The 26,364-nt window shown below is 56.4% G+C and carries 25 protein-coding genes and 1 tRNA gene; 16 read left to right on the top strand and 10 right to left on the bottom strand.

The window, feature by feature from the left end; genetic code table 11:
- Window positions 1-3: 3 nt before the first annotated feature.
- The 3 genes from radC to HZB29_03710 are packed head-to-tail and all read right to left on the bottom strand — an operon-like array spanning window position 4 to window position 2,990.
- Window positions 4-708, bottom strand: coding sequence for a DNA repair protein RadC (radC, locus tag HZB29_03700; GenBank protein ID MBI5814695.1), 705 nt, complete (start codon window positions 706-708; stop codon window positions 4-6).
- 34 nt (window positions 709-742) lie between these two features.
- Entirely contained in the window at window positions 743-1,681 is a 939-nt protein-coding gene (locus tag HZB29_03705) for an SDR family oxidoreductase (protein MBI5814696.1), read from the bottom strand.
- A gap of 13 nt (window positions 1,682-1,694) precedes the next feature.
- Entirely contained in the window at window positions 1,695-2,990 is a 1,296-nt protein-coding gene (locus HZB29_03710; GenBank protein MBI5814697.1) for a UDP-glucose/GDP-mannose dehydrogenase family protein, read from the bottom strand.
- A 179-nt stretch (window positions 2,991-3,169) separates the two neighbouring features.
- Here HZB29_03710 and HZB29_03715 point away from each other — a divergent pair, with 179 nt between their 5' ends.
- From HZB29_03715 to HZB29_03755, 9 genes are all read left to right on the top strand, one after another.
- Complete coding sequence (locus HZB29_03715; protein ID MBI5814698.1) at window positions 3,170-3,754, top strand: hypothetical protein; 585 nt, start codon at window positions 3,170-3,172, stop codon at window positions 3,752-3,754.
- Between the two features lie 114 nt (window positions 3,755-3,868).
- Window positions 3,869-5,803, top strand: coding sequence for a GAF domain-containing protein (locus tag HZB29_03720; protein ID MBI5814699.1), 1,935 nt, complete (start codon window positions 3,869-3,871; stop codon window positions 5,801-5,803).
- A 44-nt stretch (window positions 5,804-5,847) separates the two neighbouring features.
- Window positions 5,848-6,627 carry an ATPase gene (locus HZB29_03725; protein ID MBI5814700.1) on the top strand — a complete coding sequence of 260 codons (780 nt, stop codon included), beginning with the start codon at window positions 5,848-5,850 and terminating at the stop codon, window positions 6,625-6,627.
- Window positions 6,628-6,686: 59 nt separating this feature from the next.
- Entirely contained in the window at window positions 6,687-7,733 is a 1,047-nt protein-coding gene (locus HZB29_03730) for a glycosyltransferase family 9 protein (GenBank protein MBI5814701.1), read from the top strand.
- Window positions 7,733-9,493 carry an ABC transporter ATP-binding protein gene (locus HZB29_03735; GenBank protein MBI5814702.1) on the top strand — a complete coding sequence of 587 codons (1,761 nt, stop codon included), beginning with the start codon at window positions 7,733-7,735 and terminating at the stop codon, window positions 9,491-9,493. Before HZB29_03730 ends, HZB29_03735 begins: the two co-directional genes overlap by 1 nt.
- A 2-nt stretch (window positions 9,494-9,495) precedes the next feature.
- Window positions 9,496-10,467, top strand: a complete 972-nt coding sequence (locus HZB29_03740; GenBank protein ID MBI5814703.1) for a cellulase family glycosylhydrolase — start codon at window positions 9,496-9,498, stop codon at window positions 10,465-10,467.
- The gene (locus tag HZB29_03745) at window positions 10,467-11,678 is read left to right on the top strand and encodes an O-antigen ligase family protein (GenBank protein ID MBI5814704.1); all 1,212 of its coding nucleotides are present in this window, start codon (window positions 10,467-10,469) and stop codon (window positions 11,676-11,678) included. Before HZB29_03740 ends, HZB29_03745 begins: the two co-directional genes overlap by 1 nt.
- Window positions 11,679-11,729: 51 nt before the next feature.
- Entirely contained in the window at window positions 11,730-12,089 is a 360-nt protein-coding gene (gene dksA, locus HZB29_03750; protein MBI5814705.1) for an RNA polymerase-binding protein DksA, read from the top strand.
- 145 nt (window positions 12,090-12,234) lie between these two features.
- A tRNA-Arg gene (locus HZB29_03755) sits at window positions 12,235-12,312 on the top strand.
- A gap of 232 nt (window positions 12,313-12,544) precedes the next feature.
- Here the strand turns inward: HZB29_03755 and cyoE are convergent.
- The 7 genes from cyoE to HZB29_03790 form a co-directional block, all read right to left on the bottom strand.
- Complete coding sequence (gene cyoE, locus HZB29_03760) at window positions 12,545-13,441, bottom strand: protoheme IX farnesyltransferase (protein MBI5814706.1); 897 nt, start codon at window positions 13,439-13,441, stop codon at window positions 12,545-12,547.
- Complete coding sequence (locus HZB29_03765) at window positions 13,442-14,329, bottom strand: heme A synthase (protein MBI5814707.1); 888 nt, start codon at window positions 14,327-14,329, stop codon at window positions 13,442-13,444.
- A gap of 131 nt (window positions 14,330-14,460) precedes the next feature.
- Window positions 14,461-16,044 carry a cbb3-type cytochrome c oxidase subunit I gene (locus HZB29_03770; protein ID MBI5814708.1) on the bottom strand — a complete coding sequence of 528 codons (1,584 nt, stop codon included), beginning with the start codon at window positions 16,042-16,044 and terminating at the stop codon, window positions 14,461-14,463.
- Window positions 16,045-16,119: 75 nt separating this feature from the next.
- Window positions 16,120-16,941, bottom strand: a complete 822-nt coding sequence (locus HZB29_03775; GenBank protein ID MBI5814709.1) for a hypothetical protein — start codon at window positions 16,939-16,941, stop codon at window positions 16,120-16,122.
- The gene (locus tag HZB29_03780) at window positions 16,938-17,789 is read right to left on the bottom strand and encodes an SCO family protein (GenBank protein MBI5814710.1); all 852 of its coding nucleotides are present in this window, start codon (window positions 17,787-17,789) and stop codon (window positions 16,938-16,940) included. Before HZB29_03780 ends, HZB29_03775 begins: the two co-directional genes overlap by 4 nt.
- Window positions 17,790-17,804: 15 nt before the next feature.
- Window positions 17,805-18,578: a heme-copper oxidase subunit III gene (locus tag HZB29_03785; protein ID MBI5814711.1), complete on the bottom strand. Its 774-nt coding sequence runs from the start codon at window positions 18,576-18,578 to the stop codon at window positions 17,805-17,807.
- Between the two features lie 536 nt (window positions 18,579-19,114).
- Window positions 19,115-19,282 (bottom strand): hypothetical protein, encoded by a 168-nt coding sequence (locus HZB29_03790; protein ID MBI5814712.1) that lies wholly within the window; start codon window positions 19,280-19,282, stop codon window positions 19,115-19,117.
- Window positions 19,283-19,444: 162 nt separating this feature from the next.
- Between HZB29_03790 and HZB29_03795 the strand changes: the two genes are divergently transcribed.
- The 7 genes from HZB29_03795 (at window position 19,445) to pyrF (ending at window position 26,329) form a co-directional block, all read left to right on the top strand.
- Window positions 19,445-20,125: a TetR/AcrR family transcriptional regulator gene (locus HZB29_03795; protein MBI5814713.1), complete on the top strand. Its 681-nt coding sequence runs from the start codon at window positions 19,445-19,447 to the stop codon at window positions 20,123-20,125.
- Between the two features lie 11 nt (window positions 20,126-20,136).
- Window positions 20,137-21,636: a hypothetical protein gene (locus HZB29_03800; protein MBI5814714.1), complete on the top strand. Its 1,500-nt coding sequence runs from the start codon at window positions 20,137-20,139 to the stop codon at window positions 21,634-21,636.
- An 80-nt stretch (window positions 21,637-21,716) separates the two neighbouring features.
- Window positions 21,717-23,024 carry a 6-phosphofructokinase gene (locus tag HZB29_03805; GenBank protein ID MBI5814715.1) on the top strand — a complete coding sequence of 436 codons (1,308 nt, stop codon included), beginning with the start codon at window positions 21,717-21,719 and terminating at the stop codon, window positions 23,022-23,024.
- A gap of 594 nt (window positions 23,025-23,618) precedes the next feature.
- Window positions 23,619-23,894 (top strand): hypothetical protein, encoded by a 276-nt coding sequence (locus tag HZB29_03810; GenBank protein ID MBI5814716.1) that lies wholly within the window; start codon window positions 23,619-23,621, stop codon window positions 23,892-23,894.
- A gap of 75 nt (window positions 23,895-23,969) precedes the next feature.
- A complete protein-coding gene (locus HZB29_03815; GenBank protein ID MBI5814717.1) occupies window positions 23,970-24,782 on the top strand; it encodes a DUF72 domain-containing protein in 813 nt (270 codons plus the stop codon).
- Between the two features lie 7 nt (window positions 24,783-24,789).
- Window positions 24,790-25,605, top strand: a complete 816-nt coding sequence (tatC, locus tag HZB29_03820) for a twin-arginine translocase subunit TatC (protein ID MBI5814718.1) — start codon at window positions 24,790-24,792, stop codon at window positions 25,603-25,605.
- The gene (gene pyrF / locus HZB29_03825; GenBank protein MBI5814719.1) at window positions 25,589-26,329 is read left to right on the top strand and encodes an orotidine-5'-phosphate decarboxylase; all 741 of its coding nucleotides are present in this window, start codon (window positions 25,589-25,591) and stop codon (window positions 26,327-26,329) included. Before tatC ends, pyrF begins: the two co-directional genes overlap by 17 nt.
- Window positions 26,330-26,364: the final 35 nt, after the last annotated feature.

Genomic DNA, 26,364 nt, shown 5'->3' on the forward strand with positions numbered 1-26,364 from the left:
GCGTTATATTTCCCCGTTGTCCGAAAACGAATAGTACCGCCCGTCACCAAAAATCAGGTGGTCGAGCACTTTTATGTTCATCAACCGCCCCGCCTCCGCCATGCGCCGGGTGAGGTTTATGTCATCGTCAGAAGGGTCAGGATCGCCACTGGGATGGTTGTGCATCAGGATCACGCCGCAGGCGGACTCCCGGATGGCGGGGTTGAACACTTCCCTGGGCTCCACCACCGCCGCCGTGATTCCCCCTTCGGAAACTACGACAGTCTTTATTATCCTGTTTTTCGCGTTAAGCAGCGCCACGCGGAACGTTTCCTTGCGCAGGTTCTTCATTTGCGGCTGATAAAGTTTGGCCACGTCCTCGCTGGCCCGCACTGGGGTGGAAGCTGTGTCCCTGCCGGACGACGAGAACCTGCGCCCAAGCTCCAGGCCCGCCTTTATGCTTATGGCCTTCACCTCGCCGATCCCCTTCACTTTTTTGAGCTCGCCGATGGAGGCTGCCTCCAGCCCGCTAAGGTCCTCGAATGTCCTTAAAAGTTCCCTTGCCAGGTCCAGCGCGTTTTTCTCCCCCACGCCAGATCCGATGAGGATGGCGATCAGTTCGGAATCCGAAAGGCTGGACGCCCCGTTTCGCAGAAGCTTCTCCCGCGGCCTGTCATTCTCCGGCCATTGCTTGATCGCTTCCCTGAGGGCGTATTTTTTAGGTGGCATCCTTTAATCTCCGCTTGTGGAGGAGGCCGCGCCGTTATACTTCCAGCTTGGTCAGGTAATAGTCTATCGTTTTACGGAGCCCTTCCTTGAGGTTCACCTTCGGCTCCCATCCCAGCTTTTCCTTCGCGCGGCTTATGTCCGGCCGGCGCTTCTTCGGATCGTCCTGCGGCAGGTCGTGGAATGTTATCTTGCTAGAAGACCCGGTGCGCTCAAGCACCACATTGGCCAGTTCCAGTATGGTCATCTCCGCCGGGTTGCCTATGTTCACAGGCTCGGTGACGTTGGAGTAAAGAAGCTTTACGATCCCCTCCACCATGTCCGTTACATAGCAGAACGACCGTGTCTGCGACCCGTCGCCATACACCGTCAAGTCATCCCCCCGCACGGCCTGACAGACAAAATTGGTGACCGCGCGCCCGTCCTCCACCCGCATGTTCGGGCCGAATGTGTTGAATATCCGCAATAGCCTGATGTCCACCCCGTGCTTGCGGTGATAGGCCATCGTGGCGGCCTCCGCGTACCTTTTCGCCTCATCGTAGCAGGAGCGCGGCCCGATGGAGTTCACGTTCCCCCAATATGTCTCTTTCTGCGGATTGATCTCCGGGTCGCCGTATATCTCCGACGTGCTGGCGATCATGAACACCGCCTTGTCCCGCAGCGCCACATCAAGACAGGCGTGGGTGCCAAGCGATCCGGTCAACAGCGTCTCCACGGGATATTTCAGATAGTCCGGCGGCGAGGCTGGCGAAGCGAAGTTCATCACATAGCTGAAAGGTCCTTTGATGTCCATCAAGCCCTTGGTGATGTCCCTTTCGATATATGTGAACTTCGGCGATTTGATATCGCTTATGTTTTCCAGCGATCCTGTGATCAGGTTGTCCACGCACACCACCTCGTGCCCTTCGCCAAGAAACCGTTCGCAAAGGTGCGAGCCGATGAAACCGGCGCCGCCCGCTATCAAAAATCTTGCCATCGCAATTTTCCTTTCAGGCCCTTCCTATGCAGTAATACTCGAAGCCGGAGGCCCTGATCCTGTCGGGATCGTATATGTTCCTGCCGTCAAAAATCACCGGCGTCTTCATAAGGCTCCTGAGCCTTTCCGCGTTCAACAGCCGGAACTCCCGCCATTCGGTGACAATCACCAGCGCGTCCACCCCTGTGGCGGCGGTGTATGCGCTGTCGCAATATTCCACGCCGGAAGGGAGCGTCTTGCGGCTGTTTTCCATTGCCACCGGGTCATACGCCTTCACGGCGGCCCCTTTTTCCACGAGGGATTTTATTATCTCCGCCGATTTGGCCTCGCGCATGTCGTCCGTGTCCGGCTTGAACGCAAGCCCAAGCACGCCGAACCTGCGCCCTTTCATATCGGGAAACCGCTTGTATATCCTGTCCATGAAGTGGGACACGCGGTTATCGTTCACGCTGAGCACTTCCTTTAGCATCCCGAACGGCGTGCCAAGCTTGCCTGCGGTATAAAGAAGGGACATCACATCTTTCGGGAAACACGATCCGCCGAATCCAAGCCCTGCGTTAAGGAATTCATGCCCGATCCGCCTGTCCGCCCCCACTCCCTTGGCCACGTCCTTCACGTTGGCGCCAACGGTCTCGCAAATATCGGATATTTCGTTGATAAACGATATTTTAAGGGCCAGAAACGCGTTGGACGCATATTTGATAAGCTCCGCCGAAGGGACGTCCGTCACCAGCACCGGCGCCCCCAAGGTGTAATAAAGCTCCAGCAGCTTTAACGCCACCTGCTTGGTTGGCGCGCCTATCACTATCCTGTCCGGGCTGAGCGCGTCGGCAATGGCCGAACCCTCGCGCAAAAACTCGGGATTGGACACCACGTCGAATTCCTGCCCGTTGCTTTTAGATTCGTTTATCACGCGGCGCACCAGGTCCCCCGTGCCGACGGGAACGGTGCTTTTGTTGACTATAACCTTGTATCCATTGAGGTTTTTTCCGATTGTCTTGGCGGCGCTTTCAACATATGAAAGATCCGTCCCGCCATCGTCCTTCGGAGGGGTGCCCACACATATGAAAATGATTTCCGAAGTATTCACCCCACCGGCCACATCAGTGGAGAAAGTCAGGCGGTTTTCGTCCATGTTCCGCTTGACCATTTCTTCGAGCCCCGGCTCGTAAATGGGCATGATTTTCTTGTTAAGGGAGGCCACTTTCGCCCCGTCCACGTCCGCACAGTTCACATCATTGCCCATGTCGGAGAAAACGGCGGCGGTGACAAGCCCGACGTAACCTGAGCCAATAACGCAGATTCGCACCTCTATTTCCTCGTTAAAGAATGAAAAGCAAGGGGTTATTATAGCGTATAAGCGTTTTCATGGAAGGGAAATTAAAGCTTTCAGCCAGTTCCGTGCCGCCGGCATGGTCATAGGGCCAGCGGTGGGATATAATCTTGCGAGGTTGTAACATTTAGTAATCAGGGAAGTGACCGGAAGTTATGGGCAAAGTATCGTTGAGACGAGGGTCGGACGCCGCGCGAAGGAAAGCCGCAGAGACCATAGAGGCCACCATCATCCATCAGAGGCAAAAGGAACTTACGGTTGGGCGGTGGGATTTCGTGGTGTTCGGCCCTTCGCGGGATAGGGGCAAAGCTGTGGCCAGGGTGTGCGTGGCGGAGCATATGATCATCCAGAAGGCTCCGGTGTACCTTGCGGCTGTGGGGGATCCATCGGTGATCGGTGAACCGGGCCTTGTGCCCATCGAGGAACTGACCGGCGGGGACGTGGCCGAGGAACTTTTCGGCCTTGAGGTCTATCACATTTCCCCGCTGCGCCCAATAGACGTGGTGGAAAGAAAAGAAAACGTGGATTTGGACCGGCTGCGCGGCATTGTGATAGAGGAATATTCCGGCCTGAACATAGCCATAATCGAAACACCCGACGAGGCGGCGTGGAGCGTTTCCGCGCTTCAATACCTCAACGATTGCGACGATATTTTTCCCGACCAGCTTATGAGCGCCATCCGCTCCACCATGCGGGACACTTCCATAACCTTCCGCCAGCCACCGGGGCTTATAAACTAGCTTTTCCAGCCATTTTTACCGTGCCGCTCCGGCATGATTATAACGCCGCATTATTACAATTATTGTTCAAAGCGGCGTATATTAGTCATGGATAGGCATCGGCGGAACGCGCTAATGAAAATGAAAAGGCCTCCGTTAACCCCGGCGCAGATAGCATTGGTTTACCTGGTCGTAGCTATCGCGTGGGAAATATTTTCAGACACTTTTGTGTTCCATCTGACAGGCAGATTCGGCCCGCCAACGCTCGCGCATATTTCGGAAGAATTTCTTGTCGTATCGGTCACCGCTTTTATCATTTTCGCGCTCATTCGCAAATCGTCCATTACCCTGCTTGGCAAACAGGTGGAAATTGAGTCCGCAAACCGCTTTCTGAGGATCATAAGCGACTCCAACAAGATATTGATCAACTCGGGATCCGAAGTGGAATTTCTTCGCCGGATATGCGAGGTGATCGTGGAAACTGGCGGTTACCCGATGGCCTGGGTGGGATTGGCGGGGGATGATAAAGACCGCAAAGTAACGCCATTGGCATGGGCCGGCGCCGTGGACGGATATTTCGAGGCCGTTCAAATACGCTGGGACGATTCCGATGGGGGCGCCGGCCCCACCGGGCGGGCCATCAAGACCGGCCTGCCCCAGATTAGTGGCGATATGCGGACGGACGAATCATGCCGCAATTGCGCCGAAGAGGAGGCCAAGCGCGGATTCCTTTCGTGCATTTCGTTCCCGATGATCGGCAACGGCGGTACATTTGGCGTCCTGACCGTTTTTTCGGACACCCCCAACGCTTTCACGGAGGTGGAGTCGCAACTGCTCGGCGAACTGGCGGACGACATGGCCTATGGAGTCGCCGCGTTGCGCGCAAGACAAACCGCGATTCTAGCTGAAGAAACATCGCGCCGGCTGGCCAGATTCCCGGAAGAAAACCCTCATCCCGTGCTGCGCGCCGGAGAAGACGGCTCGCTGATATACGCCAATCCGGCCGCGGAAAGTATCTGTCAAAACGGAGGGCTGCTGCCGGACGATCTGGCGGCTGCGGTGGTGAGCGCCTACTTAAACGAGACCAGTGACGAGATTGTCGTGGAACGGGGCGGCAAACACTTTTCGTTGCACATAGTCCCGATTCCAAAGGAAGGGTATGTCAACATTTATGGACGGGACATAACCGAACGTATAGAACGCGAGAGGAGCCTTGCGTACCGGCTTGGAGCGGAAAAGGCGCTGGCGGAGTTTTCGGCCATGTTCGCCTCACCGGATCCGCCGGACATGGACGTGGCGCTGGGGGTGCTTGGCCGCGCCGTGGACACGAGCCGATGCTACATCTTCGCAATGGAAGAGGGCGGCAGGAAGATGAGCAACGTCAACGAATGGGTGAAGGAAAGCGTGACGCCCCAGATCGCGAATTTACAGAATCTCGACGTTTCCATCGTCCCCTGGTGGAACGCCCGGATCGGCGCGCAGGAATACATCGCCATTCCAGACGTTTCCGCCATGCCACTTGAAGCCGCGGCGGAAAAGGCCATATTCGAACAACAGGACATAAAATCCTTGCTTTGCGTCGCCATCAGGCATGGGGACGGGCGGCTGGCCGGCTTTATCGGATTTGACGACACGGATAAGGCGCGCAAATGGCATGATGAGGACATCCGGCTTATGAAAGTTGCGGCGGATATCCTTTCCGCCCACTTTAAACGCAGGGAAATGGAAAAAATATTGCGGCTGCTCTCCGTCGGTGTGGAGCAGAGCAACGCCTCCATTATCATGACGGACACGCAAGGGAGGATCGTCTATGGCAATAAAAAGACGTTTGAAGCCACCGGATACAGCAAGGCGGAGCTGATGGGGCAAAATCCCCGGCTGTTCAAGTCTGGGCACACTGCGCCGGAGGAATATAAAAAGCTTTGGGACACCATCACGTCGGGCCGGGTATGGCGGGGTGAATTCCATAACAAAATGAAAAACGGCGAGCTTTACTGGGAGAGCGCCGTGATATCGCCGGTGAGGGGGACGGACGCATATCCAACTACATCGCCGTCAAGGAGGACATAACCCAAAAGAAACACCTGGAGGCCGTCGCGCTCCAGTCTGAAAAAATGGCCTCCATAGGCCAACTGGCGGCGGGCGTGGCCCACGAGATAAACAATCCCATCGGATACGTATATTCCAATTTCGGCTCGCTGGAACGATATGTAAAGGCGCTTGTATTCCTTCTGGACGAGCACGGAGCGCTGGAAAACCATTTGCCGGAGGAAGCTCGTTCGCGGCTTGACGATATCAGGAAAACCATCAAGTTCGACATTATAAAGACCGACATTTTCGACCTGATGAGCGAATCCCGCGATGGTCTAGAGCGGGTGAAGCACATCGTTATGGCCTTGCGGGACTTCTCCCACTCCGCCGAAAACGAATGGCGGGAGTACGACCTTGCCGCCGGGCTTTCCAGCACGCTTAACATCGTGCACAACGAAGTGAAATACAAGGCCGAAGTGGTGAAGGAGTTCGGCGGCATTCCGAAGGTGGAATGCATGCCCATGCAGATAAACCAGGTTTTCATGAACATCATCATAAACGCGGCGCAGGCGATCACGGAGCGGGGCGTCATCACGATAAAAACATATGCGGAGGATGAAGGCGTGGCCGTGGAGATAATAGACACCGGCCAGGGCATCCCGCCCGGCGACTTGAAAAAAATCTTCGACCCGTTTTTTACGACCAAGCCGGTTGGGCAGGGAACCGGGCTGGGCCTTTCCCTTTCCTACAGCGTTATCCAGAAACACCGGGGCAGACTGGAAGTGGAAAGCGAACCGGGAGAAGGAACCCGGTTCAAGATATGGCTCCCCTGTAAGCGCAAGGTGGAGAGCGGCGGCCAATAAACCACCCCTCCCGCGCGGCCGACACACTGAAAGCGGGCGTTGCGTGGTAAAATGTCCGGATGAGCCAGGATATTATAAAACTGCCCGACCGGCCCCGGATTCTGGTGGCGCGGACGGACAGGATCGGCGACGTGGTCCTGTCGCTGCCGGTGTTCACTTCGTTGAAAACGTTTTTTCCCAGGGCATACTTGTGCGCCCTCACCAGAAGCTATACCAAAGACCTTCTGCTCAGCAGGCCGGACGTGGACGAGGTGATATCGTTCGATTCAAAGAACGCGGCCATACCCTTCGGCGAATTTCCAAGGCTGCTAAAAGAAGTGAGGAAAAGGAAATTCGACGCGGCGGTGATCCTGTACTCGAACTTCTCCGTGGCGGCTCTGGCGGCGATGGCGGGGATTCCCTGCCGCGTTGGGCCCGCTTCCAAGGTGGCGCAGGTTTTTCTTACGCAAAGAGTGATCCAGCGCCGTTCCAAAAACCTTGTCCACGAGGCCGACCACAACCTGAATCTCTTAAAGCCGTTCGGAGTGACCCCTATCCGGGTCCCTTTCCTGCTGGCGCCAAAGCCGCCTCTTATCCTTTTGCAAAGGACGGAAGGGCGGCCTCTTATCGGTGTGCATCCGGGGCATGGCGGATCTTCGCGCAACTGGCCGGAAGAGCGGTATGCCCAGCTTTGCGCACAACTGTATGATTCCGGTTGCGACGTTGTGGTGACAGGATCGGCCGCCGAAAAGCCGCTTGTGGAGCGGATTGTGGCGGCAAGCGGCAAGCCTGCGCGGAAATTCATCGGCTCCGGCCCTTTGCCAGAGCTTGTAAGCGCCCTTTCGCAACTGGACGTTTTCGTGGCGTCGAGCACCGGTCCTTTGCACATCGCCTCCGCCGTGGGGACTCCGGTGGTGGGGCTGTATTGCCCGATCTTCGCCTGTTTGCCGCAGCGCTGGGGCCCCATCGGGCCGAAGGACACGGCCCTCAGCCCCAAGGTGGAGCCTTGCATGCGTTGCACCCCCCGAAAGTGCCTTCATTTCGATTGCATGGAAAAAATCGAGGTGCGCCTCGTGCGGGACGCGGCGCTTGGAAAAGTCAGCCCGGTCATGGAGCTTGCGCGCTGATGGATATGTACAGGCGCCTTCTTTCATACCTTGCTCCGTACCGGGACCGGTTCATCTTCGCGGCGCTTTGCATGGTGGCCGTTTCCGCCACATCCGGAGCCGCCGCATACATAATCCAGCCGATATTGGACGACATCTTCATGAGCAAAAACGCGGACATGCTCTCGCTTTTGCCGCTGGGGGTGGTGGCCATTTATCTGGTCCGGGGCGTCGGGCGCTATTTCGCGTCGTCGCTTATGCAGTCCATCGGCCAGCTGGCAGTAAAGGACATGCGGGACGCCCTTTTCGGAAGGCTGCAAAGCCTCTCCCTTTCGTTTTACTCCACAAGGCAGACCGGCCAGATCATGAGCCGCGTCACAAACGACGTGACGGTGATCCAAGACGCTGTCTCCATCGTGGTGTACGACCTGATCCGCGAGGCGCTGACAATGGTGGCGCTCATGGCGGTGGTGTTCTACCGGGACTGGAAGATGGCCCTGGTCTCCGTGACGATCATTCCTTTCTCCGGCGCGCTCATCGGCAGGCTGGGCAAGTCTTTGCGGATCGTCTCCCGGGAGTCGCAGGAGCGCATGGCCGACCTGACCGCCATGCTGCACGAGTCCATCACCGGCATCCGCGTTGTGCAGGCGTTCGGGATGGAGGAGTATGAGACGGGCCGCTTTAAAAAGGCCAACAACAGCTATTACGAGACCATCCGCAAGACCATCGTTATAAACGAGCTGTCCAGCCCGCTATTGGAATTTATCGGCGCTTTCGGCATCGCGGCGATTATCTGGTATGGCGGCGCGCAGGTGATAGAGGGGAAGGCCACCGTCGGGTCGTTTTTCTCGTTCCTTACCGCATTGTTCATGCTGTACACCCCCATCGCCAGGCTTTCCCGGGTGAACAACAAAATTCAGCAGGCCTTAGCTTCCGCCGCCAGGATTTTCGAGCTTATGGACTCGGAGGTGACCATAAAGGACCCGCGGGACGCAGTGGATATCCCGCCGCTGGAAAAAGGGATCGGGTTTTCAAGCGTCAGCTTTTTCTACGCTCCCGGCAAGCCGGCCCTTTCGGACATCCAGCTTAACGTGGCCAAGGGGGAGATTGTCGCCATAGTCGGCTCTTCCGGAGCGGGGAAGACCACGCTGGTGAACCTTATCCCAAGATTCCTGGACCCGGGCGCGGGCGCCGTGCTTTTCGACGGGCTGGACATCCGGCGCGCCACGCTAAAATCGTTGCGGGCCCAGATCGGCATCGTAACGCAGGACGTGTTCCTGTTCCACGGCACAATCAGGGAAAACATCGCCTACGGACGGGTGGACGCCCCGATGGAAGCGGTGGAAGGCGCCGCCAGGGCCGCCTTCGCCCACGATTTCATAATAGAGACTCCAGACGGATACGACACAATGACCGGCGAGCGCGGCGTAAAGCTTTCCGGCGGGCAGCGCCAGCGCATATCCATCGCCCGGGCCATTATGAAAAATCCGGCGGTGCTCATTCTCGACGAGGCCACATCGGCGCTGGACACGGAGTCGGAAAAGATGGTGCAGATGGCTCTTTCCAACCTTATGCAAAAACGGACAACCTTCGTGATCGCCCACAGGCTTTCCACGATAATGCACGCGGACAGGATAATCGCCATGGAAAGGGGCCGGATCGTGGAGACTGGCTCCCATGACCAGCTTATGCGGCAAGATGGTTACTACAAGCGGCTCTTTGAGTTACAATTTAACGGCGGCGGGGACATCGCCGCTGCTGCAACAGGGAAAATGGAGTGACAATGAAGAAGAATCTATTGCTTTCGCTTCTGGCCGCAACTGTCCTCTACGCGGCTGGATGCGGCAACATCACTGAGACTATACTTTCGGGAGGCGCGGAAACACCCTATGACAAACTTGGCGTGGGGATATTCCCGGGCAACCGCAACGCCGGGGACCTTTATACCCAAATGGCGGACATAGCCACCCTCAAGTTCAAGTGGGTGCGGGCCACTTTCTGGTTTGACACACAGTTTATGGCCTACAACGGAGCGTCGCCAAACTACGCCAGGTTTGACGAGACCATCAACGCGGCCGCCGCATCCGGACTGGAGGTCGTCCCTATTCTGGCTTACGTGCCGGACTGGCTTCGGGGAGACCCAAACTGGAAAAACACTTTTGTGAACGATTATGTAATCCCGCTGGTGAGGCGGTACAAAGGCTCGGTGAAATACTGGGAGGTCTGGAACGAGCCGGACGAGATGAAATATGACGTGCTAAACGGCTCGGCGGAGGACTATTTCGACCTGCTAAAGCAGGTGTCGGCCGCGATACGCTCTGTTGATCCGTCCGCGAAAGTCGTCGCCGCGGCCACCACGAGCATAGTCACCGACGGGCTGGCCAAGTTCGAGTGGACGCAAAAACTTGTGGACATGGGCCTTTCGTCGTACGCCGACGTGCTTAATATTCATTATTATTCCGATCTGGACATAGAGCTTTCCGCCAACGGCGGGCCGCTGGTGACCAACGCCGGAATGCCTGTGTGGGTGACCGAGACCGGCAAGAGCGGACAGGGAAACCAAAAATCCTATTTCGACTCCAACATGGGATACATAGACAAGTCGGTCAATCCCGAACGCATTTTCTGGTATTGCTATATCGAAGGCGAAGGGCGGACGGAGGAGCATAATCCGGACGAGACCTACGGCCTGTTGACATATTACGGCGGATACAGGTACGAATCATCCTTGTACACGCACCTGAAGAGCCGCTGATGGGCGATAGCGCCATAAAGTATCCTTGGCCTGTAAGAGCCGAGGTATGGGACAGGTGGCTCTGGATTTTCGCTGTCGTTTTCGCTGTCATGGACTTTGTTTCTATATCCATCGCGCAAACGGCCGCTGCGGGCATGGTGATATGCTGGACGGCAAGGCATGCAGCGGGAAGAACGCTGCCTGATCTTTCTCCTTTGAAGCGGCCCATCGGCGCTTTTGTCATTGTGTCTCTGCTGGCCGCCCTGTTTTCGGTCAATGTGAAAGAGTCGCTGATAGATTCGAAGGATCTTTCACACTTCCTCATTTTTTTCGTCATGTTCGACTACCTTTCCAGGCGGCGGGAAAAAATACGGCCGGCGTTGCTGGCCGTCGCGGCGGGTGGGGCGATCGCGGCTTTTATGGGCCTTTATCAGGCCGCCATGCGGGGAATAGACATTCACAACCGCATTTCCGGCTTTCAGGACATATACATGACATTCGCCGGTCTTTTGATGCTGGCAGCCGTCGTGGCCACAGCCATTTTCATCTTCAACGGAGCCGCGTGGCGTGGCGTGGCTCTGGCCGGAGCGGCCGTGATGACCGCCGCTATTTTCCTTTCTTTGACTCGCAACGCTGTGATGGGACTTGGCGCCGGGCTGGCCGTGATCATCGCTCTTCGAAAGCCTGCATGGCTGGTCATACTTCCGTTGCTGGCCTCGGCGGTGTTCATTCTTTCTCCATCCGGAGTGCGCAACAGGGTGAGCAGCATTGCCGACCTTGGGGACGAGACCACCCGCGAGCGGTTCCACCTCTGGAGCGCCGGGGTGAAAATCATCCTGGACCACCCGGTGCTGGGCGTCGGGCAGAATTCTTTTCCGCTTGTGTACCCGTCATACCGCAGTGCACAGGTGAAGGAGCCTAACATCTCCCACCTGCACAACAATTTTTTGGAATTGGGGGCCGAAAGGGGTCTGGCCGGCCTTGGAGTGTGGACATGGATGTGGGCAGCCGCTTTCTGGCTGACGCTCAAAGGGTGGAAAAGCCCTGTGGAAAGAGGGCTTCGGGCCGCAAGGGCGGCCGGTATTGGCGCCATCACAGCCTTCATGGCGGCTGGAGTCTTCGAGTACAACTTTGGGGCGTCGGTGATCCAGATGCTTATGTACTACATTGTGGCGGCCGGTCTTGCGGCCTCCCATGAAGGGAATAACTCTAAGGACACCGTTTTGGCTTGACGCGGAGCCTGCAATAGGTTCAAATTTTATAAAGACCTTTATATTTGGATCATGAGCAAAATCAATTTAGATTTTTTCAGACAGGCCCTCGAAAAGCAGCGGGAGGACATCGTCAAGGAAGCGACGGAGTCCGCCAATGGGGGGATCTCCGCGAATTCGGAAGAACTTCCCGACGTGGTGGACCGGTCATCGCTTGAGACCGACAGAAACTTCACCCTCCGTCTGCTGGACCGGGACAGGAAGCTTATTAAAAAGATCGAAGAAGCCATCGGCAGGATAGAAGCCGGTGAATTCGGCCATTGCGAGGATTGCGGCGGGGAAATCGGCGAAGAACGCCTGAAGGCGCGCCCCGTGGCCACCTTGTGCATCGGGTGCAAGGAAGAGCAGGAGCGCAAGGAGAAGGCCCGCTAGCGCACTTTCAGCGCTTTTGACTTCCTGGTGGAAACCTCAGAGCCGCTTGTTTCCAAGATATTTCCAGCGGATTTTGCGGCGCATATTTACCGTCGATTATCGAATTTGAACTTTGCGGCCCGATAGAATATAATTACAGATTCGTGCGCCCGTAGCTCAGCCCGGATAGAGCGCCAGATTGCGGTTCTGTAGGTCGCAGGTTCGAATCCTGCCGGGCGCACCAATCAAACACATCCAGCCACGCCACACCTTCCGTATGTTTCTTGCGGAAGAGCGGACTTCGCCAGACGTCAGACCGGCCCAGGCAATAGCCTATCTGTAGCCGTGGGACATGACCCGGAATATAAATGATGTTGCTATGCCAGCCATGACAAGGATCATTATGATGACAAGCGTGCGCTGGGAAATAAAAAACTTCTTTTTGCCTTCAGACATTTGAGACCGCCAGGTGAGTTTTAACGAATATCAACGATAATCAGGCAGTACAGCAGGGGGAGATGCACCAGGGAGAAAAAGAAGAGGCTCATCGCCACCTTCCTGCCCGAGAAAACAAACCACAGGGACAGAGAGAAGAACAGGACGCCGGCCGCCATTGCTCCGGCAAGGTAAAACAGCCCCGCCATCCCGACTACATAAGGCAGAATTGAGACCGCCGCAAGCACAAAGGCCCATATGGCTATCTGCCGCTTGGTCTCGTCCACCCCTCTTTTCACCGGCAGGTTCATCACTCCGGCGCTTTTGTACTCATCCATGTACTTTAGGGCGAGCGACCAGAAATGCGGATGCTGCCAGGCGAATATTATCAGGAAAAGCGTGAGCGCCCAGATGTCCGGAACCGGCTTGATCGCCGCGTAACCTATCACCGGAGGAAGAGCCCCGCCCACGCCGCCCACAAAGGTGGCCAGCGGCGTGCTGCGCTTGGTCATCAAAGTGTACGGTATGACGTAAATGAACAAGGCCGCCGTGGAATATAGCGCGGCGGCCTTGTTTACATGTGCCGTAAGGATCACAACGGAAATGGCGGAAAGCGCCAGCCCGCAATAAAGGGCCTTCAACGGGCTGATCAATCCGGAGGGGAGCGGCCGGCCTGAAGTTCGGCGCATGACAAAATCTATATCTCTGTCGATATAGTTGTTCAATGCGGCGGCGCCCGCCGTGGAAAAAGCGGTCCCCAGAAGTGTCCAGAAGACAAGCGCGGGGGCGGGAAGCCCCCTTTGCGCTATGTACATCCCGGCCAGGGCGGAAACTATCACAAGCGCGATTATCCCCGGCTTTACAAGCGCAAGGTGGTCCAACAGGACCCCTTTAAGGCTGATCTGCCTCGCTTCAGCGGTGGATACGCGCCCGGACATTTACGCCCTCGCCTCCTCTTGAACCAGCATGTTAAATCCAAGAAGCCCCGGGGCCGACCTGTAGGCCACCCAGCCGAGCAGCAGGAATCCAAAGGCGCCGTGGCCGACAATCAGGGGGAGGAACATGCCGGAATGCACGATTCCTATGCCCACCGCCCCCTGCGCCACCACGAGCGAAAACGTTATGACGGAATTGGCCACGTCGCTCTTGTCCTTTATCGCCTTTATCATATAACCGCCGGTGAAAAAGAACACCACATACGCCATCAGCCGGTGGACAAAGTGAAGAGCGATACCCGGCTCCGCGAATTCCGGGATCACCTGGCCGTTGCAAAGCGGGAACTCCGCCGAGCAGGCCATGGCCGCCTGGCTGTACCTGACGAAAATCCCAAGGATCACCTGGAGAAGGATTATGGCGAACATCACAGTATAGACACTGTTTTCCTTCGCCGCCGGAGCCGTGTCCAGCCGCCGGTAGGCAAGGATCATGAGAATGAAAATGGCCGTGGCCACAATAATGTGGAACGAGATAACCATTATATGCAGAACGCCCTCAAGAAGCGGCGCCTCCAGCATGACGATCACCCCGCCGAATACCGCGCCAACCCCCAATAGCCCCAACGCCGACATCGTCAGCGCCCTGACAGGCCCCTTTGCCGTCAACCATACGGAAACCGTCGCGCCTAATATGAAAAGCCCTGTCGCGCCTCCAAGAAGCCTGTGACTCCATTCAATCCATGTCTGTATCTGAAGGGGAGGGACTACCGTCCCGTAACACAACGGCCAGTCCGGACAACCCAGGCCGGATCCGGTCGTGGTGACCACGTTCCCCACCACCATAAGAATGTAAGTGAAAGCGATTGAGAGCCCGATAAGTATCTTGTTCATGCGCATTGTTCCTCTACTGCTTTTAATGCTAACAAAGATGTATTTGAAAATATACGCAAACTTTATAAAGAACGGCCCGGCTCCGGTATTATACCAGAGCCGGGACCGCATCATTCTACCAGGAACACGCCTTATATCGTGTGAGCAGTATGCTTACCGTAGTTATAAGGCGACCAATCCGCCGACACGGTCGGAGGAGTGGGGAAGTTGCCGGCCCCCGGAGGATACACGGTGTGTGTCCACTCCAGCGACTTGGAACCCCACGGATTGTGAGGGGCCTTCTCGCCGGCGATGGCGCCGTGGATCCAGGTGATGATCGTGATGGCCATGCCAAGGGCGATGATAAGGGCGCCGACAGTGGCGATCTTCATCGCGCCTTCAAACTGCGGGAACATGGCATAGTCGAAATACCTCCTGGGCATCCCTTCCACGCCGATCCACATCAGCGGAGCGAAGGTCACGTTCACGCCGATGAAATTGAGCAGGAAGCCCAGCTTGCCGAGGGTCTCGTTGTACATCCGGCCGGTCATAAGCGGGAACCAGAAATAGACCCCCGCAAACACCGCGAATGTGGCCATGATTCCCATTATGTAATGGAAGTGGGCCATAACGAAGTATGTCTCGGAAAGATGCAGCGTCATCGAGGTCATGGACAGCGGGATACCGGTCAGCCCGCCCGCCAGGATCAGGAACAGCTCGGAGGCCGCGTACAGCATCGGGGTGTTGTACTGGATGGAACCCTTGTACAGCGTCCCCACCATGGTCAAGACCAGCAGACCCACCGGGATGGAGATGATGATCGTCGTCATCATCATGCCGATCCTGAGCCAGTCCACAAGACCTGAAACGTACAGGTGGTGGGCCCACACGTCCGAACCGAGCACCACAGTCCCCCACACGCCGCCATAAACACAGGTCTTATAGTTGAATATGGGGTTGCGGGACATGGTGGAGAGTATCTCAAGGATGGTCCCGATGGCCGGCAGCAGAATAACGTACACCGCCGGGTGCGAATAGAACCAGAACAGGTTCTGGTATAAAAGCACGTCGCCACCCTGGGCCGGCGCGAAGAACGCCGTGCCGAAATACTTGTCAAAGAGAACCAAAGTCACCGCCGCGGCGAGCACGGGGATGAAGATCAATTGCAGGACGAACGCGCCCAGAACGGTCCACACGAAGATGTTCAGTTGGTTCCAGCCCAGGCCTGGCGCCCTCATGTAGATCACGGTGCAAAGGAAGTTGACCGCGCCGAGGATGGACGAGAAGCCCATCAGGTGCACGGTGAACACGTAGAAAGAAGTGTTCCCGGCCGTCTGCACGGAGTACGGGGGATAGCCCGTCCACATGACATCAGGCGGATCCGGGATGACGAAAGTCAGAAGAGCAAGAACGATGGCGAACCAGAAGAGCCACACCGAGAACGAGTTGATCCTCGGGAAGGCCACGTCGTGCGCGCCTATCATTATCGGGATGAGGTAGTTCGCCAAAAACCCTGTCAGCCCCGGTATCAGGAACGCCAAGATCATCGCGGCGCCGTGGAAATACAACCATACGTTGTAGTTCGTGGCGTCGCTTGTGATTGTCGGCCCCAGGCCCGACTGTTCAAGCCGTATCAGAAGGGCCATTATCCCGGCGACAGCGAACGCCGCGATGGACCCTACCAGATACAGGATGCCGATCCTTTTATGATCGGTTGAAAAAATCCAATCCTTCATGCCTATATCCTTTCATTTCAAGCCTATTTTCCGTAAAGCCGACGAACCCCAAGCCCGCCGGCCTCTTTAAAACCGTTACTTTCCGGCGGCCGGAGCAGCCGGAGCGGCGGCGCCTTCAGCTGCCGGAGCGGCCGGGGCAGCGCCCTCAGCCGGAGCGGCCGGAGCCGGAGTTGCTGCGCCACTCTTGGCAAGGATCATTTCCTCAAACTTGGCTGCGGGAATGACCTTCACCTTGCCGAACATGTTCGAATGACCAACGCCGCAATACTCGGTGCAGGTGAGCACGTTCTCCCCGATCTGCTTGGGCAGGAACCACTCGTAAGTGATGCGCCCAGGCATAACGTCTTCCTTCACGCGGTAATCGGGAAGGAAGAAGGAGTGGACCACGTCTTCGCTGTGCATCCGGAGGACAACAGGCTGCCCCTGAGGAACGAAAAGCTGCGGCCTGCCGTTGGCGTCCGCCTCGGCGACGACTCCGTTGCCGTAGTCGAACTCCCAGTTGTACATCATTGCGGTCAGTTTGACTTCCCTGGCGTTCACAGGGACGGTCCTCTGGTTGATCCACAGCTTGAAGCCATTGGCGGCCAGATACATATCGTCCGCCAGGAACACAAACACCGGGACAAGCGTCCAGGCCAGCGAGCCGCCCAGCGACAATCCCGGAAGGCTGCCCTCTTCGTTCTCGCTCTTCCTCACGAAAGACACGAGCATGTAAATCGATATCAGCCCGAAAACAACGCCAATCGCGCCCAGGTCTAGCACCAGATGGCCCCAAAGATTGTTCCAACCCTCGGTGTGGTCATGGATAGCCCCCTCGGCGGCCGGTGCGGCTGATGACGCCATAGCCGTCAATGGAGCGGCAGCCATCATAGCCGCCGTAAACACCCATTTCTTCATATTTTAGTCTCCTTGCCTCTCTTCACTTTTTTCCTCTGAATATTGGCGGCGAATAAAAACGCCGCCACTCCCGTCAACAATGAACCGAAAGAAACGAAAAGCGGATAATTGAGCCGGTACTTGCCATCCTTGAAGTTATAGCTGTAGCACATGCTCATCGCTATATTGCCCGCGTCCGCCGGCTTGAGCTGCTCGAACTTGCTTTCCAATATCGCAAGCTCCATGTCCCGCGCGTCGGAAACCTGGCTTTGAAGGATTCGAAGGACCCTGCCCTCGGGGGAAATGAAATAATACGCGCTTGAGTGGAAGAACATCCTGTCGGCGGGAGACCAGAAGAACTTGAAACCAACATTCGAAGTGAGCTTTTTGATGTCCTCATGATCCTTGAAGGTGGCCACATACCAGCTGCCCTTCATGTCCGATGGAATCCCAAGGCTCTTCGAAAATATTTCCGCGCTCGACGCATTGTCGTTCTTGTCGAAAGACAGGGTCAACACGGAAAAGTCCTTGCCGATCTTCACGTTCTTTAACGCCTGCGCCTTGTCGAGCACCTTTTTCAGGTCGCCGTTGAAGGCCGGGCAGAATCCGTCGCAAGAATAATAGGAAAGGACCATGATCACAGGCCTGCCACGCAGGTCTTTCATGGAAAATTCCTTCCCGTCGCTCCCTACGAAGGTCAGTCCGCCGTCAAGCTTGGTCCCGAGGACGTTGATCTCGTCAACCAGCAAGGTCGCCGGATCAAGCTCGGACTCGGGCGGGCGGAATCCCTGGGCGCTCCCTTGCGCCGCGAAAAACAGGATAAGCGCGGCCGCCATCACAACGGCCCGGTGCTTCCCAAACGTGTACACTTGATTATCCCCGAATTACCAGATGTAAACCTGGCTCACAACGAAGAACCAAACGATATCAACGAAGTGCCAGTAAATCCCGGCCCCCTTCACGAAAGTGTGGCTCACAGCCCCGCCAAGCGCCGGTATCAGTATCGCGATGAACGCGCACAGGCCGACGAGAACGTGGGAAGCGTGGAAGCCGGTTATCGAGTAGAACGCCGTGCTCTTCGCGTTGGTGCCCCACACGAAACCTTCGCTGAGAAGATGGTTGTATTCATAGGCCGTGCAGCCAAGGAATACGGCGCCCAATGCTATGCTCACCATCAGCCAGGTGTTGAACCCGCCCTTGTCTCCCTCTTCGATCCTCATTTCACCGAGGTGGTATGTGACCGAGGAAGTGACCAGTATCACGGTCATAATCAGAGGAAGGGTCACGCCTATCTCCGGAGAACCCGCAGGCGGCCACACGTCGGCGGACATCCTCATTGTCCAGTAAGCGGCGAAAAGAGACAGGAATATCATGACTTCCGAAACGATGAAGATCGGAAGGCCTGTCAGGGAGTAGCCGTGCTCATGATCCCTGTTTGCGATGCCTTCCTTCGTCCAACCAGCGACCCCCCAGATCAAAAGCGGCGTCCCAATGCCAAGGGCGGCTATGCCCATGGTGGCGTTGTGATACTGGAAAAAGAGGCCGAATGCGATTGGAATCGCGAAAAAGATGCCCGCCACCAGAATCAGCGGATAAACGCTTGATTCCCAGTGATGGACGGTATGGCCTTGGCCACCATGGCCCTCGTTATGCGCCATAAAAACCCTCCCCCATAATGTTAGTTGATAAAAACCTAAAGCCCACCCACGCGCGCAATGCATATACGCGTGGAATTAAACCGTTTTTTCTGACCGATCCAGGACACTTTAGTTAACAAGACTTTGTTTGAATTTCTCCCCCCCCACTTTCGCTGAACCCATTTAGCGCCGGATGCCCCTCTCAAGGCCCGCGCGTTTATGAAATCAACGATTTGGAGATAAATCAAGGTCTCTATATACCTTGATGTTCTTGACTTTTTACATTAACCGGCATGTATTGTCAAGTGATTACTTTTCGGGAAGGGAAAATTACTTGTTTACGGATTGACAGCGCTTACAAGACAAAAACGAGGACATATGTCCACAATTGCGCAAGTTTTTTCCGGGAGCCTTTCAAAATCGTGGCCCGATGGCTCCAATGCGCCGTTTTTACGGCTTTTCCCGGGCAGTAATCACAATGGCGGAGCCGTCATGGTCAACTATCACATCATCCCCTATCACATCATCCCCGCCGAGCACATTTCCTTCGACGATCATCATCGAGAGTTTGTCGAGTATCTGGGCCTGGATAGCCTTTTTAGCGGCCTGACGCCGAATGTTTCGTCATACCCGGCCTGCGCAAGGTACGCGGCGGCCGCGGGAGTGACAATAATGCCGATGTTCTTTTTGGCAAGCCTTTCCTCCACATTTTCATCTGCAGCCACGCCACGCCGGCTATCTACTCCCGGTCCAGTTTGTGGAAAATAATGGTGTCGTACAGCCTGCTTAAAAACTCATAGATAATACCTGCGGCAGGCAAGTCATGGTTTTACATGCTCATAAAAATATACTTGACTATAAACTTAGATAGCAGCATATATTTAATCATGAGACATAAACAATTGTCCCTTCGGGAAAAGAAGTTCGCCAGAACCAAGCAAAAACTGCTGGATGCGGCGCTGGCCCTTATGGCGCAAAAACCACTGGAAGAAGTGACCGTCGCCGAAATATGCCATGCGGCGGAGGTCTCATACGCCACCTTCTTCAACTATTTCGCCAGAAAAACAGACCTGCTTGTTTATTTCATCCAGCTTTGGAGCGTGGAAGTTTCATGGCGCGCAAGGATGACCTACGAAGAAGGTGGGGGGAGCGTTGCGGCCATCGAGGCGATTTTCGCCCATACCGCCAGCCTTTGCGAGAAAAACCCGGAGGTGATGGAGGAGATCGTCGCGTTCCAGTCCCGAAAAAGGAACATGGAAAACATCTCGGCCATTCCTCTCACCATTGCGGAAAAAGCACTCCGGTTCCCCCAGATCGAAGATTTCCAGGAATTGGGGGACTTGGGATTGGAATCGGTATTGCCCCCCCTCATCAAAACGGCCATCGCTAATGGCGAACTTCCCTCCGGGGCGGATGTGGACGGGATTATGCTTTCGCTGGCGGTGATATTCCTTGGAACGCCGGTGGTTGTGGCGTCCCACAGGATGATAGGGCTTGGCGAGGCTTACAAACGGCAGTTGGCGCTCCTATGGACGGGGGCACGTGGGCGCCACGCCGGGAATATATAGGAGGATCGAAAATGAATGCGCTCACGGAGGTTGATGATGGGAGGTTTTCACTTTCAAACAAGGGATTTCATTTAACGCTTCTGGCAGGGGGGGCGTTGTTGTTCCTTTCCATGTACCGGTTTAGCGCCCAGGAACTGGCGTGGGTGGCGTTCGCCCCTTTCCTTGTGGCAATGACCGCCCGGAGCGACTTTAAAGGGCATTTATGGCTGCTTTTTTATCTGACCATTGCCATGAACCTGACTGTGGCGAAAATAATCTCTCCTCCGGTGATCCTGCCGGTCCCTCTTTTCGCTGTCCCGGCGGCGGTCTATGTATTCGCGGGAATATCTCTCACCGCCGCCATATCAAGACGGCTGGGCGTCCGGTGGGGGATATACTTCTTCCCAGCTATCACTGTGGCGGCGGAGTGGCTAAATTACAGTTTCACTGAACTGGGGACGTGGGGCGCCCTTGCGCTCACCCAGGTGGACAACCTTCCTCTGGCGCAGTCAGGCTCGCTGGCGGGCATCGCGGGCCTTTCGTTTCTAGTTGCGCTAGGCTCATCAGTGACGGCGGCGGTTGCTATCTATGGGCCGCGCGCCGTGAAAGGGGACATCTTCGCGTTCATCATCCTCTTCATCGCAACGCAGGCGTATGGCAATCTGCGGCTGCTCACCGATCCTCCATTAAAGAACGCCACCGTTGCGGCGGTCTCATCGCCTTTGCCACTTGACCTCATACTCGAAATGAGGAAGAGCACCGACATTTTCAGGCCGTATGACAGCGTCCTTTTCGATCGGACCGGCAAGGCCGCCGATATGGGCGCAAAGACCGTGGTATGGAATGAAGCGGGCACGCTTCTGCGTAAAGATGAAGAAGAGGCGTTCGTTGCCAGAGGGGCGGCGCTTGCCCGCGAAAAGGGGATATCGCTGGTGATGGCTATTGGTGTGGTAAATTCGTTCGAGCCGTTTGTGTGGGAGAATAAATATCACTTCATCACAAGTTCGGGGAAAGTGGCGGACGTTTATCACAAGCGCCATCCCGTGCCGGGCGAAGGACCGATACCCGGCGAGGCCAAAGCGGCGGTGGTGGAGGTGGACGGAGTGAAGATGACCGGCGCGATCTGCTACGACTACGATTTCCCGCAAATAGCGCGGGACAACGCCCAGAGCGGGGCGGACATGGTTTTGCTCCCGTCGTCCGACTGGCCGGGGATAGACCCTGTCCATTCGATGATGGCCCGGTACATGGCGCTGTCCAACGGGATGCCGATGGTGCGTTCGGTCCGCCGGGCCACATCCTTCGCCTCCGACCAGTATGGCAGGACGGCCGCCTCCATGCGGTTTGACGGCGACGCGGACGGAATCATGATCGCCGACGTTCCCGTTGGGCGCGTTCCCACATTGTACGCCGACACGGGGGACGTGCTGCCTGTAATGGCGCTCATTTTCTGCGCCGTTTCGGGGCTGGCGGCTTTAATAATACCCAAAGTCCGGAGACGGCTTCAACCGGAGGAATTCAGCCGCATATAAAGACTTGGAGGGACACACTCGCTGACATATACTTGTTCATGAGTATATGTCAGCGAATTAATCCATTTTAGGGGATAGGCATGAACCCTTTGACTGTAGGCATACTGGTGGGCGGTGGGCCCGCTCCGGGGATAAACAGCGTCATCCGCGCGGCCACGATAAAGCTTCGCAACCATGGATCGAAGGTGATAGGCATTTTCGATGGCTTCGCCAACCTGATGGCAAAGGATATCACCCAGGTGAAGGAGCTTTTCATCGAGGATGTGTCCACTATTCATTTTGAGGGGGGCTCCATCCTTCGCACTTCGCGGGCAAATCCGACGAAGAGGCCGGAGGACTTGAAGGCCGTCGTCGAATCGCTCGACAATCTCGGGATAAATTGCCTTTTGTCCATCGGGGGGGACGACACGTGTTTCTCCGCCCACCAGGTGGCAAAGCTTGCCCAGGGGCGCATCCGGGTGATCCATGTCCCCAAGACGATAGACAACGACTTGAACCTCCCCCACGGCATCCGCACCTTCGGCTTCGCCACAGCGCGGCATTTCGGGGTGCAGATAGTCAAAAGCATAATGAACGACGCCAAGACCACAAGAAGGTGGTACCTGGTGGTTGCCATGGGAAGAAAGGCCGGGCATCTTGCCATCGGCATCGGCAAACCGGCCGGCGCCACCATAACCGTGATACCGGAGGAGTTCGCCGGACCTAAAATTGACTTCATGTGGATTGTGGACACCCTGCTGGGAGCCATCATAAAACGCAAGGCGGCAGGCAGGCCCTATGGCGTGGCGATATTGGCGGAGGGACTGGCCGAAAAACTTTCCACGGAAGAACTCGAACGCATGGGGCATCTGGAATACGACGAGCACGGCCATCCGCGCCTTTCGGAAATCGAGCTTGGCAAGGTGGTGAAGAACACCCTGCGCGGCGAACTTAAAAAACTTGGGATAAAGACCACCGTCGTGGACAAGGACATAGGCTATGAGCTGCGCTGCGTGGAGCCTGTCCCTTTCGACATGGAGTACACGAAAGAACTGGGCTTCGCCGCGGCGAAACACGCGCTATTGGGCGGCAGCGGGGACATGATAACGATACAGGACGGCAAGTCGGTGCCGATGCCTTTTTACGCGATCATGGACCCGGATACGGGGCGCACGAAGGTGCGCATGGTGGACATACACACCGAGACGTACGAAATGGCGCTGGAATACATGATCCGGCTGAAAAAGGACGACTTTAAGAACGAAGAATACGTAAAGCACCTGGCCGCCCAGACAAACCTTACACCGGAGCAGTTCCGCGAGAGGTTTGAGCGCGTCGCGGTGGCATTTGAAGGGCCATCCACGTACATCCCGTACCAGCAGCCCGGTTTCGCGGCGGGGGAGATATAGAGAGGCTCCGAGCCGGGGCCGGGGCCCTTATCCCGGATAGCCTATGAGGCTTCCGGGATGACAGCAAACGCGCTGGTGGCGCTCCCAAAGGAAAAACCCATTGTCGAAAATGATTTTCTGCTTCCCCGTAACCGTTTCTATTAACGCTTCCCCGTGGTCGCCTCTTAATGCTTCCCCGTGGTCGCCTCTTAATGCTTCCCCGTGGTCGCTGACCACGGATTCCTAAAGCGGGGAACCGGGGACTTCGTGGGAGCGCGGGCATCTTGCCCGCACTAATTAGACGGGGCCTAAACGGCTCCGTCTAATTACAGCAGCGCTTTTTGCAAGTCCAAGACGCCTTCGAGGCTCCTTGGACTTGTTGCGGGCAAGATGCCCGCGCTCCCAGGGGGGAACGAATCGCTGTCCGGGGTGTTCTTCACCCCGGACTCATCATGCCGCCGTATACGATGGCGGGGTGAAGAACATCCCGGCGAGCAGTAAAAAGTCAAAAGTAAACGGCCTGACCCCTTTCTTACTTTCAAAAAAGGTCAAGCTCCCCCGCCCCACCGCCGATAAGTTCTCCATGAAGACTTATCGGGCGAGGAGTGCGGTCGAATGCCTTCGTTGAGCGTGCCTAAGGCCACGGGCAATAAAATGTCGTCGTCCATCAGGCCGACGGGGAAGAACATATCCATGCCCCCAGCGGCCAAAAATCCGGGGCAGCTTCTGGACTGGTCCGGCAAACTGTCCAATGTGCCGATGAAAGGAAGCGGAGCTCCATATAAGAACGTCAACAACCAGACGTCGGACGCGCAGACCTCGCGCCTGCGGCAGAGCGGCCAGGAAGCGGTACAAGGCGGAAAGGGTGAGAGAATCGGCATTAAAGTGTAGGCGCCCTCCAAAAAATATCGCACCACCCCCTCCCCTCCTGTTAATCTATTTCAATTTGACGTTGGGCGTGGAACCATGGAAATAGACGAACCCCGGATATTGGCCGGAACCTCCGGCTTTTCGTATGACGACTGGATAGGGCCGGTGTACCCGAAAGGGACGAAAAAGGAGGAGATGCTCTCCTATTACGCCACCGAGCTTAAGTTCAAGATAGTGGAGCTAAACTTCACCTATTACACCATGCCCGCCGCCAAGACGTTTGAGACCATGTTAAAGCACGTGCCGGACGATTTTACGTTCGTGGTGAAGACCCACGGCTCGATGACCCACAAGATCCGCGCCGGGGACGGCTCCCTTGTCCGGGACGAGGGGACGTTCGCCGATTTCATGGAAGGATTGAAACCCCTTACGGAGGCGGGGCGGCTAAAGTGCGTGCTGGCGCAGTTCCCTATTAAATTCGCCAGAAGCGGAGAGACCGAGGAGCATCTAAAATGGTTCGTCCAGGCGCTCCGGCCATTGAAGCTCACGGTGGAACTTCGCAACCGGGGGTGGGTGGCGCAATCGGCCTTCGACCTTTTGCGGAGCCTGGATGCCGGGTATTGCGTTGTGGACGAGCCGGACCTGCCAAAACTCACGCCGTTCACCCCCGTGGCCACGTCGGACCTGGCGTATTTCCGGTTCCACGGGAGGAACACGAAATGGTTTGACGTGCCCGCCTATGTCCGTTACGACTATCTTTATTCGGACGCGGAGTTGAGGGGCTTTATAGAGCCGGTGAAAAGGGTGGCTGCGCAGGCCGGGGAGACGCTGGTATTTTTCAACAACCACTTCCAGGGCTCGGCGGCGAAGAACGCCCAGATGTTCAAAGAGCTTGTGGGAGCGAAGTAAGACTGCGATGGACGACGAAAATATAGCGGCCCCGGACAAGCAAAAGCAAGCCCCCGGCGCGGCCGTCCCCCCAAAAGTCATGCGCCGCGTGGGGGAAGAGGAAAAACTTCCGTTCACCACCCACCTGGAGGAACTGCGGCAACGGCTTATCTATTGTCTTGTGACCGTCGGCGTGGTGTTCATGGCGGTCTATGCCGTTTCCGGAGATATCTACCAGTTTGTCAGAAAGCCTATAGGCATTGACCTTGTGTTCCTTTCCCCCACCGAGGCTTTTTTCGTTTACTTAAAGCTTTCCATATACGTTGCCGTGATGATTAGCACGCCGATGCTTCTATACCAGGCCTGGGAATTCGTGGCGCCGGGCCTTCTGGCGGTGGAGCGGCGGTACACGGGGGCTTTCGTGGTGATAGGCACCCTGTTTTTCGCGATTGGGGCGGCGTTCTGCTACTTTGCCGTGTTGCCCATCGGATTGCAGTTCCTGATCGGATACGGCGGAGAGGGATTAAAGCCGATGATCTCGGTGGGCAATTACCTCTCTTTCGTGTTCATGTTCACGCTGGCGTTCGGGATCATATTCGAGATGCCGCTTGTGATAGTGTTTCTGGCCAGCATGGGATTGGTCACGCCGGACTGGCTGGCCAAGCAGAGGTCATATTTCATCGTTGGGGACTTTGTGGTGGCGGCCATTCTCACACCGACTCCGGACGTGGTCTCCCAGCTTATGATGGCCGTGCCGATGATGATATTGTTCGAGGCGGGGTTATTCGCGGCCCGTTTCTTCACGGCGAAAAAGCAGGAGGAGCCGGATGGGCAAACGGACTGACGATCCGGCCGAAAGGCTGATGGTGGCGCTGGACGTTGCAACCCACGCGGAGGCGATGGCCGCCGTGGAGCCGCTTAAGGGGGCCGTCCAGTGGTTCAAGGTTGGAAGCCAGCTTTTCACCGCCTGCGGGCCCCGCATAATAGAAGATATTAAAAACGCGTCCGGCGCGAAGATATTCCTGGACTTAAAGTTCCACGATATACCGGCCACCGTCGCCTTGTCCGGAAAGGCGGCCGCCGGGCTTGGGGTGGACATGTTCAACATGCACGCCCTGGGAGGGCCGGAAATGATGTCCACCGCCGTCAAGGAAGTGACGGCCTTTTGCGCGAGCGCTGGAAAGACCCTTCCCATAATAATAGCGGTCACAATCCTCACAAGCATGACGGAGCCGGAACTAAAAGCGGCCGGCGTTGGCTCCACTCCAGCCATGATGGTCCTTCATCTGGCGAGGAACGCCAAAATATCGGGGCTGGACGGCGTGGTGGCGTCGCCGCAGGAGGCGCGGATGATAAAGGAAATCACCGGGGACGATTTTCTGGTGGTCACGCCGGGTGTCCGCCCGGCGTGGGCCGCAGCCGACGACCAGGCGAGGATAATGACCCCCTCTGCGGCCATCGAGGAAGGAGCGGACTATATAGTAGTGGGACGCCCAATATTGAAGGCTGGCAATCCCAAGGAGGCCGCCTTAAGAATAATAGAGGAAATTTCGTCCACCTCCGTCTAATATCCCCCCGGCAATTTTTTCATCTCCAGCCAACT

The organism is Nitrospinota bacterium, assembly GCA_016235255.1.
In the GTDB taxonomy this organism is placed as follows: domain Bacteria; phylum Nitrospinota_A; class UBA7883; order UBA7883; family JACRLM01; genus JACRLM01.